We start from the raw sequence: 15,094 nt of genomic DNA, 5'->3' as shown, positions 1-15,094 counted from the left end.
CCGGGACACGGCATACGCTCACCAGGCCGTGCCGAACGTGCCCCTAAGAGGACGCTACGCCCCCGAAAAGCGGTCGGCACGGCGTCCCACGCGGGCGAATTGGGCCCGCCCTGTCGATCCGTCGCGTGTACCCGGCTCTGGGTCAGACCTACGTGCCTGTGCCAAGATCGCGTGGAATCGTCGCGCGGAGTGGGACGGGAGGTGAGGGACATGCCGGGTGACGAGCTGCTGGGGGGGGTGGAGAGGCCGAGCAGGAGACGGATGTCGAGCGGTCTCGTATCGTCAGCGAACTCGTCGCCGGCATGAGCGGCCTGTCTCCGTCCGAGGCGCCCGGCGCCCTGTGCCGCAACTGCCTCGCGCTGCTCCCGGAAGTGGCGGGGCTGTCCATCTCGATGCCGGCGGACGGCTCGGACAGGGGCGTCGTGCTGTGCGCCAGCGCAGACGTCGCGGCGCGGCTGGCGGAGATCCAGTACACGCTCGGCGAGGGACCGTGCCGGGAGGCGACCCGCCTGCGCGCCCCCGTCTTCGCGACGAACCTGACACGTGCTCCGGACACGCGCCGCTGGCCGCTGTTCAGCGTGCAGGCCACCAAAGCCGGCGTCGAGGCGGTTTTCTCCCTGCCTCTGGCGGGCAACGGAACGCCCCTGGGCACCCTTGACCTGTACCAGAAGACACCGGGTTCGTTGAGTGCCGATCGTCTCCGGACCGCACTGCTGGTCGCCGACGCGGTCACCCTGACCGTCCTCGCCCTTGATCAGGCTTCCCCGGACTTCGAAGGAGTCGTAACGTGGCTGCCAGGAGCGGAATCGGACCGGGAGGAGGTGCATCAGGCCACCGGGATGATCATGATGCAGCTGGGCGTGAGCGCCGAGGAAGCGCTGCTGCGCCTGCGTGCGCGAGCCTTCACCCACGGCCGCACCGCCACGGAAGTGGCCCGGGCGATCATCGAGCGCACCATGGACCTCCGCGATGACTGAGCGGCCGGCACCCGTGCCGGTACCCGTAACCACAGCGCCGGGGAGGCGACCATGAACCGCGAGCGACAGCTGGCGCAGGCTTTCCTCGCCCTGTCGGACACCTACGCCGCGGAGTTCGACCCACTGCACCTCTTCCACAGCCTGGTCCACGCCTGCCACGACCTGCTGGACGTCGACGCGGCCGCCGTCATGATCGCCGACGCGCGAGGCGGCCTGAGGACGATGGCATCGACCGACGAGGACGCCGCCTTCGCAGAACTGCTCCAACTGCAGAACGGCCACGGCCCCTGCATGGACAGCTACCGCATCGGCGAACCGGTGAGCGTCCCCGACATCGCCGCCGAGCGTGAACGCCGGCCGGAACTGGCCACCGTCATGACCGAAGTCGGCTACGACTCCCTACAGGCGATCCCTATGCGTCTGCAGGAGCGACCGCTGGGAGCACTCACACTGCTACGGCGACGCCCCGGCCGCCTGAACGACGACGACGTCCATCTGGCGCAGGCCCTCGCGGACTCTGCCGCGCTGGCCCTGATGCACTGGTCCACCGAGCCCGCCCGGTCCGACGACGTCATCACCCGCGTCCAGAGCGTCATCGCCTCCAAAGCCACCCTGGAGATCGCCAAGGGCATGATCGCCCAGTACGCGGACACCACCATCGCCGACGCCTCGCAACTGCTCACCACCTACGCGAAGCAACGGAGACTCCGCCTCACCGAAACCGTCCAAGCCCTGGTCCACCGCGACATGAACCCGGCCGCCGTCGTCGAGGCAAAGCCCCGGACGTGACGCGCACCTGTGTCAACCCGTGCGGTTGAGTCTGCAACAGCGTGCGCGACCGTCGGCAGCTCGTCCGTCACGGGCCCCGTCGCCTGCAACCGGGTGGCAAGCAGCCCCTGCTTGACGGCTGAGCCGCCGGAGCGGGGCAACCGCCGTCGACGTCTCTTGGCGAGGAGCCCCTCTGACGGCGGACAGCGGGCGTGGCGCGGCAGGTGTCCCTGCGGTCTCGCCGATAGCGTCGCCGACGCCGGTGTCCGGCCGGTTTCCCACCGCTCTGCCAGGGCACTCGCATGCCGCTTCTCCGCTCTACGGCATGGCTCTCGGGGTGCCTCCGGTCCCAAGGCATCCCGTCGAGGAGGACGATGACCGAGCTCTCTGAACGCGCCGGCCAGGCCGAGTCTCCGACCGCCTCCCAGCACTCGCTCGGCCATACGCTGTTGCGCCTGGCCCAGACGACGGATCACAAGGAGATCGGTCGCCTCTACATGGTCACGGCCTTCGGCTTCTTCCTGTTCGCGGGCTTGCTGGCGCTGGCCATGCGGGCCGAACTCGCCCGTCCTGGGCTGCAGTTCGTGAACGAGCACACCTACAACCAGCTCTTCACGATGCACGGCACGATCATGATGCTGCTCTTCGCGACCCCGATGTTCGCGGGGTTCGCCAATGCCGTGATGCCCCTGCAGATCGGGGCGCCGGACGTCGCGTTCCCCCGGCTGAACGCCTTGTCCTACTGGATGTACCTCTTCGGCGGCCTGATGGTCGTGTCGGGCTTCGTGGTGCCCGGCGGCGCCGCCGCGTTCGGCTGGTTCGCGTACGCGCCGCTGAACAGTTCCTACCACTCCCCCGGGGCGGGCGGTGACCTGTGGGTGATGGGTCTGGTCGTGACCGGTGTGTCGACGACACTCGGCGCGGTCAACTTCATCACGACCATCCTGTGTCTGCGGGCTCCCGGGATGACGATGTTCCGGATGCCGATCTTCACCTGGAACATCCTGTTCACGTCGATCCTGGTGCTGCCCGCCTTCCCGGTCCTGACCGCCGCGCTGCTCGCCCTGGAGGCGGACCGGAAGTTCGGCGCCCATGTCTTCGACCCGGCGAACGGGGGCTCCCTGCTGTGGCAGCACCTCTTCTGGTTCTTCGGCCATCCGGAGGTCTACATCGTCGCGCTGCCGTTCTTCGGGATCATCTCCGAGATCCTGCCGGTGTTCTCACGCAAGCCCCTGTGGGGGTATCTGCCGCTGATCGGGGCGACGATCGCGATCACCATGCTGTCGTCGGTGGTGTGGGCACACCACATGTTCGCCACCGGCGCGGTACTGCTGCCGTTCTTCTCCCTGATGTCGTTCCTCATCGCGGTGCCGACCGGAATCAAGTTCTTCGCGTGGATCGGCACGATGGTCAACGGGTCGATCTCGTTCGAGACACCGATGCTGTGGTCGCTGGGATTCCTGGTGTCGTTCCTGCTCGGCGGCCTGAGCGGCGTACTGATCGCTTCCCCGCCGCTCGACTTCCACCTCACCGACTCGTACTTCATCGTGGCCCATCTGCACTACGTCCTGTTCGGCACCGTCGTCTTCGCGATGTTCGCCGGGTTCTACTTCTGGTGGCCCAAGTTCACCGGGAAGACGCTCGACGAGCGGCTCGGCAAACTGCACTTCTGGCTGCTGTTCCCCGCGTTCCACCTCACCTTTCTGGTGCAGCACTGGCTCGGCGAGGAGGGCATGCCGCGCCGGTACGCCGACTACCTGGCCGCCGACGGCTTCACGCTCCTCAACACCCTCTCGTCGGCGGGGGCGTTCCTGCTCGGCGTCTCCACGCTGCCCTTCCTGTACAACGTCTGGCACACGGCCCGGCACGGAAGGCAGGTCACCGAGGACGATCCCTGGGGGTACGGACGCGGCCTGGAGTGGGCGACGTCCTGTCCGCCGCCGCGCCACAACTTCGTGGCGCTTCCCCGTGTCCGTTCGGAGTCTCCCGCGTTCGACCTGCATCATCCCGAGATCGTCCGTCAGGCGAAGAAGGCGGGCTTGCGATGAAGGTCGAGGCCTTGCTCTTCGGCGGCGTGGCCGCGTTCTTCGCGGGTGCCGCCGCGCTCTACGGCTGGTGGTCCCGAGATCCCGCCGGGACGGCCGCACTGGTGGTCGCCTTCCTGATGGGCGCCCTGGTGAGTTTCTTCTGCGCCGTGCAGTACCGGCGCAAGGGCCGGCGCCCGCAGGACCGTACGGACGCGGAGGTGGCCGACGCGGCCGGGCCGTTGGAGTTCTTCCCGCCGCAGAGTCCGTGGCCGATCGTCACCGCGCTCGGCTTCGCGATCGCGTCCACAGGGGTCGTCTACGGCCTGTGGCTCTTCCTCATCGGCTTCGGGGTGCTGGCTCGGGGTGTTCTCGGGATGGTGTTCCAGTACGCCCGTCGGCAGAGCTGATCGGGACCCGGGGAGCCCCGGGCCGGAAGTGGTCGACGGGCCGATGTCCGCTCTCGTATCCGCCTGCCACGTTCTGGCGCACCTCACCGGTTTCCTCGCCCTCCTCCAGGGTCTCGCGTTCGGCGTCCAGGAGGGCGTGGCAGAGTCGGCGCGTGAGCAGGAAGACCAGCACCGGCGCCACCACAAGGGCGATGCGCAGCACCCAGGTGAGGGTGTTCAGCGAGATCCGGAAGGTCTGGGCCACGACGTCGTTGCCGCCGGCCAGCAGCAGAACGCCGTAGAAGGTGATGCCGGCGGCACCGAGACCGGTACGGACGGGACGTTCCCGCGGCCGGTCGCACAGGTGCTGCTCCTGACTCCGTTCCCCGGTCAGCCGCTGCTCGACGAAGGGGTACAGATACAGCACGAGGAACAGCAGCGCGGGCAGGACGACCGCCGGGAGGAGCACGTTCCACATGAGGGTGTGTCCGGCGAGGGTCGTCTCCCACGGAGGTACGAGCCGCAGTGCGCCCTCCAGGAAACCGACGTACCAGTCGGGCTGGGAACCGGTCGACGCCTGGTCCGGCCGGTAGGGCCCGTACACCCACACCGGGTTGACCTGGGCGACGCCCCCGAGCAGCGCCAGGACCCCGAAGACCATGAGGAACAGGCCGCCGGAGGAGGCCATGAACTGCGGGTGGAACGGCTTGCCGACCGCGTTGCGGTTCGAGTGTCCGGGGCCCCGCCACTGGGTGTGCTTCAGGTGGAACACCAGGATCAGGTGCACCGTGACCAGGGCGATCAACGCCCCGGGCAACAGCAGGATGTGCATGCCGTACAGCCGCGGAACGATGTCCTCACCGGGGTACTCGGCACCGAACACGAACATGCTCACATACGTGCCCACGACCGGGATCGACAGCATGATGCCCTGCGCGATGCGCAGCCCCGTGCCGGACAGCAGGTCGTCGGGGAGCGAGTAGCCCGCGAAGCCCTCGGCGAGCGCGAGCACGAACAGCGTGAGGCCGATGACCCAGTTCACCTCCCGGGGCCTGCGGAAGGCTCCGGTGAAGAAGATCCGCAGCAGATGCAGGCCGATCGCGGCGACGAAGACGAGCGCCGCCCAGTGATGCGTCTGGCGGACGAGGAGCCCGCCGCGTACGTCGAAGCTGATGTGCAGGGTGGAGTCGAAGGCCGCCGACATCCGGACGCCGCGCAGGGGCACGTACTGCCCCTGGTACACGACCTCCCTCATCTCCGGACGGAAGAAGAACGTCAGCCAGACCCCGGTGAGCACCAGGACGATCAAGCTGTAGAGCGCGATCTCACCCAGCAGGAACGACCAGTGGTCCGGGAACGCCTTGCGCAGTATCCGCCCGCCACCGTCGAGCACGGGCAGGCGCCCGTCGGCCGCGTCCGCGAGGCGCTCCCCGGGCCGGCGGACCCGGCCGTCCGCCCGTTGCGCGGACGAGGGCGGTGCCGGGCGACGCCGTGTCGTCCTCATCCGTCCTCCCGGTCGGACCCGCAACGCACTCGCTCCACGCGAACCGCTCCTTCTGCCACCCACCGGACTCGCCCGCGGCGCCGGTACAGCCGCCGTCCTTTCTGTCCCCGCCGGAACAGCCGGCGAGTACCCAGCGGCGGCGAAACACTCCCCAGCGGGCACACAGCACCCGTTCGGAGGCGGCCGAGGGGCAAGCCTGGGGCCGCTCGGTGTCCCGCCGTGAAGGACTGGGGTGTCACCCCGGTTCGAGCGCGCCGGAAGTCGGGTTGTGCGAGCCGCTGTCGGAACGGCACGTGGCCACCCAGGAGGACTGACCTGGTGCTGCGCCGCTGAGCCTGTCTGCGCATGACAAGCTCAGCGGGCGACCGCTTCCGGGGCCCGCGAGACCGGGGTCACAACCTCGCAGAGGGCAAGGTCACAGCCGTGCCCCCTCCTGCTCCTTTGGGGGTCTGGCCTAGCATCCGAGCATGACGGTCCTGCCTGACGACGGGCTCTCGCTGGCCGCCGAGTTCCCTGACGCGAACCTTGAACAGTGGCACGGCCTGGTGGCGGGTGTCCTGCGCAAGTCGGGCAAGGAAGTCTCCGGCACGGCAGCTGAGGACGCCCTGTCCACCGCGCTCGAGGACGGGCTGCGCACCCGCCCCCTGTACACCGCGCACGATGCCGCACCCGACCCCGGTTTCCCCGGCTTCGCACCCTTCGTGCGCGGCGCCCGCGCCGAGGGGAACACCACCGGCGGCTGGGACGTACGGCAGCGGCACGCGGTCGCCGACAACGCCGCGGTGCTCACCGACCTGGAGAACGGCGTCACCTCGCTGTGGCTGGTCGCGGGCGAGGGCGGCATCCCGGTCGGGTCGCTCGGCACGGTCCTCGACGGCGTCTACCTCGACCTCGCGCCGGTCGCCCTGGACGCGGGCAGCCAAGTCGCCAGCGCCGCACAGGAGTTGCTGCGTCTCTACGACGAGCGCGGCATCGACAGGAAGGCCGCGCGCGGCAGTCTCGGCGCCGACCCGCTGGGCCTCGAGGCGCGTACGAGCGAGGCGTCGGACTTCGCGCCGGTCGTCCCCCTCGCACGCCGGTGCGCCGAGGAGTACCCCGGGCTGCGGGCGCTGACCGTGGACGCGCTGCCGTACCACGAGGCCGGCGGCTCGGCCGCGCAGGAGCTCGGCGTCTCGATCGCCACCGGTGTCGCCTATCTGCGTGAGCTGACCGAGGCCGGACTGAGTGTGGAACAGGCCTGCGCACAGCTGGAGTTCCGGTACGCGGCGACGGCCGACCAGTTCCTGACGATCGCCAAGCTGCGGGCCGCGCGCCGGCTGTGGGCGCGGGTCGCCGAGGTGTGCGGGGCGCCCGGCGCCGGAGCGCAGGCACAGCACGCCGTGGTCTCGCCGGTGATGATGACCCGCCGCGACCCGTGGGTGAACATGCTGCGCGCCACGATCGCCACCCTGGCCGCCGGGGTCGGCGGGGCCGATGCCGTCACCGTGCTGCCCTTCGACCACGCGCTCGGTCTGCCGGACGCGTTCGCCCGGCGGATCGCCCGCAACACCTCGACGATCCTGGTCGAGGAGTCGCATCTGTCCCGGGTGATCGACCCGGCGGGCGGCTCCTGGTACGTGGAGCGGCTCACCGACGAACTCGCCGAGGCCGCCTGGCGGTTCTTCCGGACGATCGAACGCGACGGCGGCCAGGCGGCCGTCCTGCGCTCCGGCCGCCTCCGCACGGACCTGGCGACGACATGGGCGCAGCGCTCCAAGAAGCTCGCGACGCGCCGCGAACCCGTCACCGGCGTCAGTGAGTTCCCGTTCCTGTCCGAGAAGCCGGTCGTACGGGACCCCGCCCCCGAGCAGCCGACGGGCGGTCTGCCCCGCGTCCGGCGCGACGAGGCGTACGAGGACCTGCGCGCCCGCTCCGACGCCCACCTCGCGGCGACCGGGTCCCGGCCGCGGGTCTTCCTGGCCGCGATCGGCCCCGCCGCCGCCCACACCGCGCGCACGACCTTCGCCGCCAACCTCTTCCAGGCCGGCGGCATCGAGCCCGTCACCGAGGGCACCTTCGAGGAGAGCGGCGCCACCGAGGTCTGCCTGTGCTCCAGCGACGCGCTGTACGAGGAACAGGCCGAGGACGTCGCACGGACCCTGAGGGCGGCAGGCGCGCGGCACGTGTTCCTCGCCGGGCGGCCCGGGCAGTACTCCGGTGTGGACTCCTACGTCTTCGCCGGCTGCGACGCCGTCGCCGTGCTCACCGCCACCCTCGACCGCATGGGAGTGTCCTGATGGGAATCCCCGACTTCACCGGCATCGAGCTGGGGACCCCGACCACCGCCGGCGGCGCCGACGAGTGGCGTACGGCCGTCAAGAACGCCACCGAGGGCGCCGAGCCGGTCTGGGAGACGCCGGAGGGCATCGAGGTCAAGCCGCTCTACACCGGCGCCGACCTGGAGGGACTGGACTTCCTGGAGACGTACCCGGGTGTGGCCCCGTATCTGCGCGGACCGTATCCGACGATGTACGTCAACCAGCCCTGGACGATCCGTCAGTACGCGGGCTTCTCCACCGCCGAGGAGTCCAACGCCTTCTACCGGCGCAACCTCGCGGCCGGCCAGAAGGGCCTGTCGGTCGCCTTCGATCTGCCCACGCACCGCGGTTACGACAGCGACCACCCGCGGGTGACCGGTGACGTCGGCATGGCGGGTGTCGCCATCGACTCGATCCTCGACATGCGGCAGCTCTTCGACGGCATCCCGCTGGACAGGATGTCCGTGTCGATGACGATGAACGGCGCCGTGCTGCCGGTACTGGCGCTGTACATCGTCGCCGCGGAGGAACAGGGCGTACCGCCCGAGAAGTTGGCCGGGACCATCCAGAACGACATCCTCAAGGAGTTCATGGTCCGCAACACCTACATCTATCCGCCGAAGCCGTCGATGCGGATCATCTCCGACATCTTCGCCTACACCTCGCAACGGATGCCCCGCTACAACTCGATCTCCATCTCGGGCTACCACATCCAGGAGGCGGGGGCCACGGCGGACCTGGAGCTGGCGTACACCCTCGCGGACGGCGTGGAGTACCTCCGGGCGGGCCGTGAAGTCGGTCTGGACGTGGACGCGTTCGCGCCCCGGCTGTCCTTCTTCTGGGCGATCGGCATGAACTTCTTCATGGAGATCGCCAAGCTGCGCGCGGCCCGCCTGCTGTGGGCCAAGCTGGTCCGGCAGTTCGACCCGCAGAACCCCAAGTCCCTTTCCCTGCGCACCCATTCGCAGACCTCCGGCTGGTCGCTGACCGCACAGGACGTGTTCAACAACGTGACGCGCACCTGCGTCGAGGCGATGGCGGCCACGCAGGGCCACACCCAGTCGCTGCACACCAACGCCCTCGACGAGGCACTGGCGCTGCCCACCGACTTCTCCGCGCGCATCGCCCGCAACACCCAGCTGCTGATCCAGCAGGAGTCCGGCACGACCCGGGTCATCGACCCGTGGGGCGGCAGCGCGTACGTGGAGAAGCTGACGTACGACCTCGCACGCAAGGCCTGGCAGCACATCCAGGAGGTGGAGGCGGCCGGCGGCATGGCCAAGGCGATCGACGCCGGCATCCCCAAGCTGCGTATCGAGGAGGCGGCGGCGCGCACCCAGGCCCGTATCGACTCCGGACGGCAGCCGGTGATCGGCGTCAACAAGTACCGGGTCGAGACCGACGAGGCGATCGACGTCCTCAAGGTCGACAACTCCTCCGTGCGGACCCAGCAGATCGAGAAGCTGCGGCGGCTGCGCGCCGAGCGGGACGAGACCGCGTGCCGGGACGCGCTGGACGCGCTGACCCGGGCCGCCGACGGCGACGGCAACCTGCTGGAACTGGCCGTGCACGCCGCCCGCGCGAAGGCCACCGTCGGCGAGATCTCCGACGCCCTGGAGAAGGTGTACGGCCGGCACGCGAGCCAGATCCGTACGATCTCCGGCGTGTACCGCAACGAAGCAGGAGAGTCCCCGAACGTGGACCGCACCCGCGCGCTGGTGGACGCCTTCGACGAGGCCGAGGGCCGCCGCCCGCGCATCCTGGTCGCCAAGATGGGCCAGGACGGCCACGACCGCGGTCAGAAGGTGATCGCCACCGCCTTCGCCGACCTCGGCTTCGACGTCGACGTCGGCCCCCTGTTCCAGACCCCGGGCGAGGTGGCCCGGCAGGCCGTGGAGGCGGACGTGCACATCGTCGGCGTCTCGTCCCTCGCCGCGGGGCACCTCACCCTCGTACCGGCGCTGCGCGAGGCGCTCTCCGAGGAGGGCCGGGAGGACATCATGATCGTGGTGGGCGGGGTCATCCCGCCACAGGACGTGCCGACCCTCCTGGAGATGGGCGCGGCGGCCGTGTTCCCGCCGGGGACGGTGATCCCGGACGCGGCGTACGACCTGGTGGAGCGTCTGTCGGCCGACCTCGGGCACGGGCAGTGATCGATCTCGACACGTATGTGAAGGGCGTGCTCGACGGGAAGCGGGCGATCGTGGCCCGCGCCATCACCCTCGTCGAGTCCACGCACCCCCGACACCGGTCGCAGGCACAGGAGTTGCTCACCGAGCTGCTCCCGCACAGCGGCCGGGCACGGCGAATCGGGGTGAGTGGGGTGCCGGGCGTGGGCAAGTCGACGTTCATCGACGCGTTCGGCACGATGCTGACCTCGCTCGGGCATCGGGTGGCGGTGCTCGCGGTGGACCCTTCCTCCAGCCGTACCGGCGGGTCGATCCTCGGCGACAAGACCCGGATGGAGCGCCTGGCCGTCGACCCGGCCGCCTTCGTACGGCCCTCCCCCAGCGCGGGCACGCTCGGCGGAGTGGCGAAGGCGACCCGGGAGTCGATGGTCGTGATGGAGGCCGCCGGCTACGACGTGATCCTGGTCGAGACCGTCGGCGTCGGACAGTCGGAGACCGCGGTCGCCGACATGGTCGACTCCTTCCTGCTGCTGAGCCTGGCCCGCACCGGCGACCAGCTCCAGGGCATCAAGAAGGGCGTCCTGGAACTCGCCGACGTGATCGCGGTCAACAAGGCGGACGGCCCGCACGAGCGCGACGCCCGCGCGGCCGCACGTGAACTGGCGGGCGCACTGCGGCTCATGCACGGCAAGGACGCCTTCTGGACTCCCCCGGTGCTGAGTTGCAGTGCCCGCGAGTCGACCGGCCTCGACGTGGTGTGGGAGCGGCTCGAGCAGCACCGGACGCTCCTCGACTCCACCGGGCGGCTCACCGCCAAGCGGCGGGACCAGCAGGTCGGCTGGACCTGGGCGATGGTGCGGGACGAACTGCTCGGCCGCCTGCACGCCGACCCGGCCGTGCAGTCCCTCGCCCCCGACCTCGAACAGCGGGTCCGGGAGGGCCGGTTGACGGCCACGCTGGCCGCCGAACGGATCCTTCAGGCGTTCGGTCAGGACACCGAGCGCAGGTAGGTGCCCGGCCGGCCGATCGCCGTCGGGTGCGGGGGCTCTCGACCAGGTCGACGTGGTCGAGGACGAAGATCCGCGCTCACGTCACCGGTCGGGGATTGTGGCTGGGTGTGCATGGCCACCCGCCCTCCGGGTTCTCGTGTGTCGTGGCCCTTGCACCGGATACGCCGAAGCCGAGCCGGACTTCTCGGCACGCACGGGAGGTCGGTCCACCCCGCACACGCCGGACTCGGTCCACCCGGCACACGCGGGAAGTCGGACTTCCCGGCGCCCGACAGGAGCGGCCCGTTCACCCCCCGCGGCGACGCCCCCGGGCGCGAGCCCCATCCCGCCCGCCGCGGCGCTGCGCAGGGCGCGGAAAGGGTCCTCGGACTGTCCGGCCCTGAGGACGTGGCCGCGCGCACCCGCCTCCTGCGCCCGCACCCCATCGACCCATCCGGAGAAGCCGGCGAGCATCACCACGGGATCCTCTGAAGCCCGGGCGGCCTGCGCGGACCCCTTCGACGCCGTCAGCCACGCCGGTGCCTCACGCGGCGCCGCGTCGGCCGTACGACCTGGTGGGCCAAGTGGCCTGGCCCGGCACCGGAGTTGACGGGTCCGAAACGGGAGGTCACTCCAGGCACTCCGTGGTGGCCGCGAAGTGCCGCTCGTCGGCAGCGGTCGGCCTCGGGGTCTCCGAGGCGGTCGGGCGGGCCCCCTGGAAGTCACGCAGCCGGCCGGGGCGTGGAGCCCTGAGACTCCGGCCCCGCCTCCGGCACCGCCAGGTCGTCGGACGGGGTGGGCGAGGTCTCCCGCACCTTGGCGACGGCCACCGCCATCTGCTGTCGCAGCTCCTCCGGCACCTGGGCACCGCTGACGGCCCCCATCAGGGCCTGCGCGAGGTGGTGCAGCTTGGTGTTGGTGTTCTGGGAGGCGGTGACGAGCACCGTCCAGGCGTCCTCGGCGGTCAGCCCGAAGGTGGCCATGACGATCCCGCGGGCCGCGTCGATGGTCGGCCGGGTCCGCATCGCCCGGCGCAGCTGGTCGACCTCCAGACGCAGCTCCTGGTCGACCCCCAAGGCCTGAGACCGCTCCTCGGGGACGGGCGCGTGCTCGGCCGCCGGGGCGTCGGAGTGTGCAGAGTCCTCGGTCACGAACAGCTCCCGGGCGCCGGTCAGGTCGAGCAGGCGTCCGACGGCCGGGCTGTACGCCTGGACGGTGACCGTCTTGCCCTGGGCCAGGGCCTCCCTGCGCAGGTCCAGCAGGAGGTTGAGGCCGCCGCAGTCACAGAACCCGACTCCGTCCAGATCCAGGTCCACCCCGGTGACCGAACGGTCCAGGACGGCGTACAGCTCGGCCTGGAGCGCCTGGGCTCCGATGTCGAACTCACCGCGGCAGGTGACGTCCGTCCGCTCCCCGGCCACCACGGCCTCGATCGTGGCCAGACACGGCGGACGCGCGTCCAGCGTGGTGAGGCGCTGCGCCGAGTGCGCAGGTTCCGGCATGGCCCTCTCCCTCATGTGCTCGGCTGCCTCTGCCTCTCAGACTCCCTCTCCCACCCACACACGTCAACCAATACATGAATTTCGGTTCAGGTTTTTGAATGCGTGAACATCCGGTCGCTAGACTGCCGCCATGGATGGAGTGCCCGAATCTCACACCGGATGGACGTTCGTCACCAACCACGCACGGGTGCTGGCCGTGATCGCCGACAATCCCAGCGTCCGGATCCGCGACATCGCGGCGCACTGCCGCCTCACCGAACGCGCCGTCCAGAAGATCATTTCCGATCTGGAGCAGGACGGATACCTCTCGCACGTACGGGAGGGCCGCACCAACACCTACCGCATCGAGCCGAGCAAGGTCCTGCGCCATCCCGCCGAAGCCGGCCTGACGGTGGCGTCACTGCTCTCGCTGCTCGTCCAGGACGAGGCGGACCGCAACCCGCTCCCCGACAGTCGGCGGCACACTCCAGCCTGACGCGGCGCACTGACCCCACCTGCTTCGGCAGGCGACTCGTACAACGGGAACACACCTCGACGCGACCCCGCGATCAGCACGGGTGAGATTCCGGAAACGCCGCGTTCATGACAACCAGGCCCGTCGGTAACAACCGCTTTCTAGCGTGACAGGCCGTGGGATCCGAGTCGTATACAGGGTCATGAACCGCTCATGACGGCCCGTCGACCTCCCGGCCTGACGACGACGCCAAGGCGGGCTCCCACGCACCCCCCACCGCCCGCACGAGCAGCACCGGGAGGCGTGACATGAGCACCACAGAGTCGCGGCCGACAACGGCAGACCCGTCGAAATCCGCCGATCAGGCGGCCAAGGAGACCCTGGAGGACTACACCCTCCGGTTCGCGCCCCGCAGTTACCGCCGCTGGACCCCCATGGTCGTGGCCACCACGGCACTCGGCGGCATCGCGTACATGGCCGACTTCTCCATCGGCGCCGGCATCGGCCTGGCTCACGGCACCGGCAACGCGCTCGTGGCGATCGCTGTCGCCGCCGTCGTCATCTTCGTCACCGGTTTCCCCCTCGCCTACTACGGCGCCCGCTACAACATCGACCTCGACCTGATCACCCGCGGCTCCGGCTTCGGCTACTACGGCTCGGTCCTCACCAGCGTCATCTTCGCCAGCTTCACCTTCATCTTCTTCGCCCTCGAAGGCTCGATCATGGCCCAGGGCCTCAAGCTCGGCCTCGGACTGCCCTTGTGGCTGGGCTACCTGGTCTCCACGCTGATGGTGATCCCACTGGTCATCTACGGCATGAAGGCGCTCAGCAAGCTCCAGGTCTGGACGACCCCGGTCTGGCTTCTGCTGATGGTCGGCCCGCTGGTCTACCTCGTCTCCACCGACCCGGGCACCGTCGACCGCTTCCTCGCCTACGCGGGCACCGACGGCGACGGCGGGGTCAACACCGCCTCCGTGCTGCTGGGCGCGGGTGTGTGCCTCTCGCTCATCGCGCAGATCGGTGAGCAGATCGACTATCTGCGCTTCATGCCGCCCAAGACCGAGGCGAACAAGCGCACCTGGTGGACCGCGGTGGTCATGGCCGGACCCGGCTGGGTGCTGCTCGGCGCGCTCAAGCAGGCCATCGGTGTCTTCCTCGCCGTCTACATCCTGGCCAAGGTCGGACCGGACGTCGCGCCCGAGCCGATCCAGCAGTTCAAGGGCGCCTTCGACGCGATGATGCCGTCCTGGCTGGTGCTCCCGCTGGCCGTGGCCCTCGTCGTGATCAGCCAGATCAAGATCAACGTGACGAACGCCTACTCCGGCTCGCTCGCCTGGACCAACTCCTTCACCCGGCTCACCAAGCACTACCCCGGCCGCATGGTCTTCGTCCTGGTCAACCTGGGCTTCGCGCTGGTCCTGATGGAGGCCGACATGTTCAGCTTCCTCAACGACATCCTGGGCTTCTACTCGAACTGCGCGATCGCCTGGGTCGTCACCGTCGCCACTGACATCGGCATCAACAAGTACCTGCTCAAACTGTCCCCGCTCGCCCCCGAGTTCCGCCGCGGCATGCTCTACGCGGTCAATCCCGTCGGTGTGGTGGCCTTCGTCGCCGCGTCCGCACTGTCCATCGCCATGTACTTCCACGGCCTCGGCGACACCCTCCAGCCGTACTCCCCCGTCGCCGCCGCCGTCATCGCCTTCGTCCTCACCCCGCTGATGGCGATCGCCACCAAGGGCAAGTACTACCTGCGCCGCGCCGACGACGGCCTCGACGAGCCCATGCTCGACGCGGAGGGCAACCCCAGCGCGGTAACCTACGACTGCCACGTCTGCCACCAGCCCTACGAGCGCCCGGACCTGGCCGCCTGCGCCACCCACGACGCGGTGGTCTGCTCACTGTGCCTGAGCACGGACAAGACCGGCGACCACGTCCTGCCCGCCACCGTGTGACACCACCCGGTACGCCCTCCCGCTGGGGGGCGTACCGTGCCGACGGCGGGTGGGGCCGGTTGCCGCCAAAAGGCGTGCCCCGCTGCTCAGTTGGCCTTCCCCTCGG

General features: G+C 69.9%; 11 protein-coding genes. 9 read left to right on the top strand and 2 right to left on the bottom strand.

The window, feature by feature from the left end; translation table 11 throughout:
• Positions 1 to 302: 302 nt before the first annotated feature.
• From QF027_RS37545 to ctaF, 4 genes are all read left to right on the top strand, one after another.
• Complete coding sequence (locus QF027_RS37545; protein ID WP_307079684.1) at positions 303 to 977, top strand: GAF and ANTAR domain-containing protein; 675 nt, start codon at positions 303 to 305, stop codon at positions 975 to 977.
• A 51-nt stretch (positions 978 to 1,028) separates the two neighbouring features.
• Positions 1,029 to 1,766 (top strand): GAF domain-containing protein, encoded by a 738-nt coding sequence (locus QF027_RS37540; RefSeq protein ID WP_307079682.1) that lies wholly within the window; start codon positions 1,029 to 1,031, stop codon positions 1,764 to 1,766.
• Between the two features lie 353 nt (positions 1,767 to 2,119).
• Positions 2,120 to 3,793: an aa3-type cytochrome oxidase subunit I gene (ctaD, locus tag QF027_RS37535; RefSeq protein ID WP_307079680.1), complete on the top strand. Its 1,674-nt coding sequence runs from the start codon at positions 2,120 to 2,122 to the stop codon at positions 3,791 to 3,793.
• Positions 3,790 to 4,179: an aa3-type cytochrome oxidase subunit IV gene (gene ctaF / locus QF027_RS37530; RefSeq protein ID WP_307079679.1), complete on the top strand. Its 390-nt coding sequence runs from the start codon at positions 3,790 to 3,792 to the stop codon at positions 4,177 to 4,179. Before ctaD ends, ctaF begins: the two co-directional genes overlap by 4 nt.
• Here the strand turns inward: ctaF and qcrB are convergent.
• Entirely contained in the window at positions 4,109 to 5,662 is a 1,554-nt protein-coding gene (gene qcrB / locus QF027_RS37525) for a cytochrome bc1 complex cytochrome b subunit (protein WP_307079677.1), read from the bottom strand. The two genes, ctaF and qcrB, sit on opposite strands and share 71 nt — an antisense overlap.
• Positions 5,663 to 6,129: 467 nt before the next feature.
• Between qcrB and QF027_RS37520 the strand changes: the two genes are divergently transcribed.
• From QF027_RS37520 to meaB, 3 genes are read left to right on the top strand one after another with little or no spacing between them, the layout of a single operon-like run.
• Positions 6,130 to 7,938, top strand: a complete 1,809-nt coding sequence (locus QF027_RS37520; protein ID WP_307079675.1) for a methylmalonyl-CoA mutase family protein — start codon at positions 6,130 to 6,132, stop codon at positions 7,936 to 7,938.
• A complete protein-coding gene (gene scpA / locus QF027_RS37515; protein ID WP_307079674.1) occupies positions 7,938 to 10,112 on the top strand; it encodes a methylmalonyl-CoA mutase in 2,175 nt (724 codons plus the stop codon). The genes QF027_RS37520 and scpA overlap by 1 nt, the downstream gene beginning before the upstream one ends.
• Entirely contained in the window at positions 10,109 to 11,098 is a 990-nt protein-coding gene (gene meaB / locus QF027_RS37510; protein WP_307079672.1) for a methylmalonyl Co-A mutase-associated GTPase MeaB, read from the top strand. Before scpA ends, meaB begins: the two co-directional genes overlap by 4 nt.
• A gap of 701 nt (positions 11,099 to 11,799) precedes the next feature.
• Here the strand turns inward: meaB and QF027_RS37505 are convergent.
• The gene (locus QF027_RS37505) at positions 11,800 to 12,579 is read right to left on the bottom strand and encodes an ANTAR domain-containing protein (RefSeq protein WP_307079670.1); all 780 of its coding nucleotides are present in this window, start codon (positions 12,577 to 12,579) and stop codon (positions 11,800 to 11,802) included.
• A gap of 130 nt (positions 12,580 to 12,709) precedes the next feature.
• On the opposite strand from QF027_RS37505, the gene QF027_RS37500 reads away from it, so the two are divergent.
• Together QF027_RS37500 and QF027_RS37495 are read left to right on the top strand one after the other, a co-directional pair.
• Entirely contained in the window at positions 12,710 to 13,054 is a 345-nt protein-coding gene (locus tag QF027_RS37500; protein WP_306974647.1) for a helix-turn-helix transcriptional regulator, read from the top strand.
• A gap of 287 nt (positions 13,055 to 13,341) precedes the next feature.
• The gene (locus QF027_RS37495; RefSeq protein WP_307079669.1) at positions 13,342 to 14,988 is read left to right on the top strand and encodes a purine-cytosine permease family protein; all 1,647 of its coding nucleotides are present in this window, start codon (positions 13,342 to 13,344) and stop codon (positions 14,986 to 14,988) included.
• Positions 14,989 to 15,094 lie beyond the last annotated feature (106 nt).

Source organism: Streptomyces canus, assembly GCF_030816965.1.
Taxonomy (GTDB): Bacteria; Actinomycetota; Actinomycetes; order Streptomycetales; family Streptomycetaceae; genus Streptomyces; species Streptomyces canus_E.
Note: the sequence above shows the minus strand (reverse complement) of the source record. Positions and strands in the feature narration are given on the sequence as shown.

Bases quoted from the DNA above. Each gene is read 5' to 3' on its own strand.
- QF027_RS37495 (WP_307079669.1), top strand. From the start codon at position 13,342: ATGAGCACCACAGAGTCGCGGCCGACAACGGCAGACCCGTCGAAATCC.
- QF027_RS37545 (WP_307079684.1), top strand. From the start codon at position 303: ATGAGCGGCCTGTCTCCGTCCGAGGCGCCCGGCGCCCTGTGCCGCAAC.
- QF027_RS37500 (WP_306974647.1), top strand. From the start codon at position 12,710: ATGGATGGAGTGCCCGAATCTCACACCGGATGGACGTTCGTCACCAAC.
- scpA (WP_307079674.1), top strand. From the start codon at position 7,938: ATGGGAATCCCCGACTTCACCGGCATCGAGCTGGGGACCCCGACCACC.
- qcrB (WP_307079677.1), bottom strand. From the start codon at position 5,662: ATGAGGACGACACGGCGTCGCCCGGCACCGCCCTCGTCCGCGCAACGG.
- QF027_RS37520 (WP_307079675.1), top strand. From the start codon at position 6,130: ATGACGGTCCTGCCTGACGACGGGCTCTCGCTGGCCGCCGAGTTCCCT.
- QF027_RS37505 (WP_307079670.1), bottom strand. From the start codon at position 12,579: ATGCCGGAACCTGCGCACTCGGCGCAGCGCCTCACCACGCTGGACGCG.
- QF027_RS37540 (WP_307079682.1), top strand. From the start codon at position 1,029: ATGAACCGCGAGCGACAGCTGGCGCAGGCTTTCCTCGCCCTGTCGGAC.
- ctaF (WP_307079679.1), top strand. From the start codon at position 3,790: ATGAAGGTCGAGGCCTTGCTCTTCGGCGGCGTGGCCGCGTTCTTCGCG.
- ctaD (WP_307079680.1), top strand. From the start codon at position 2,120: ATGACCGAGCTCTCTGAACGCGCCGGCCAGGCCGAGTCTCCGACCGCC.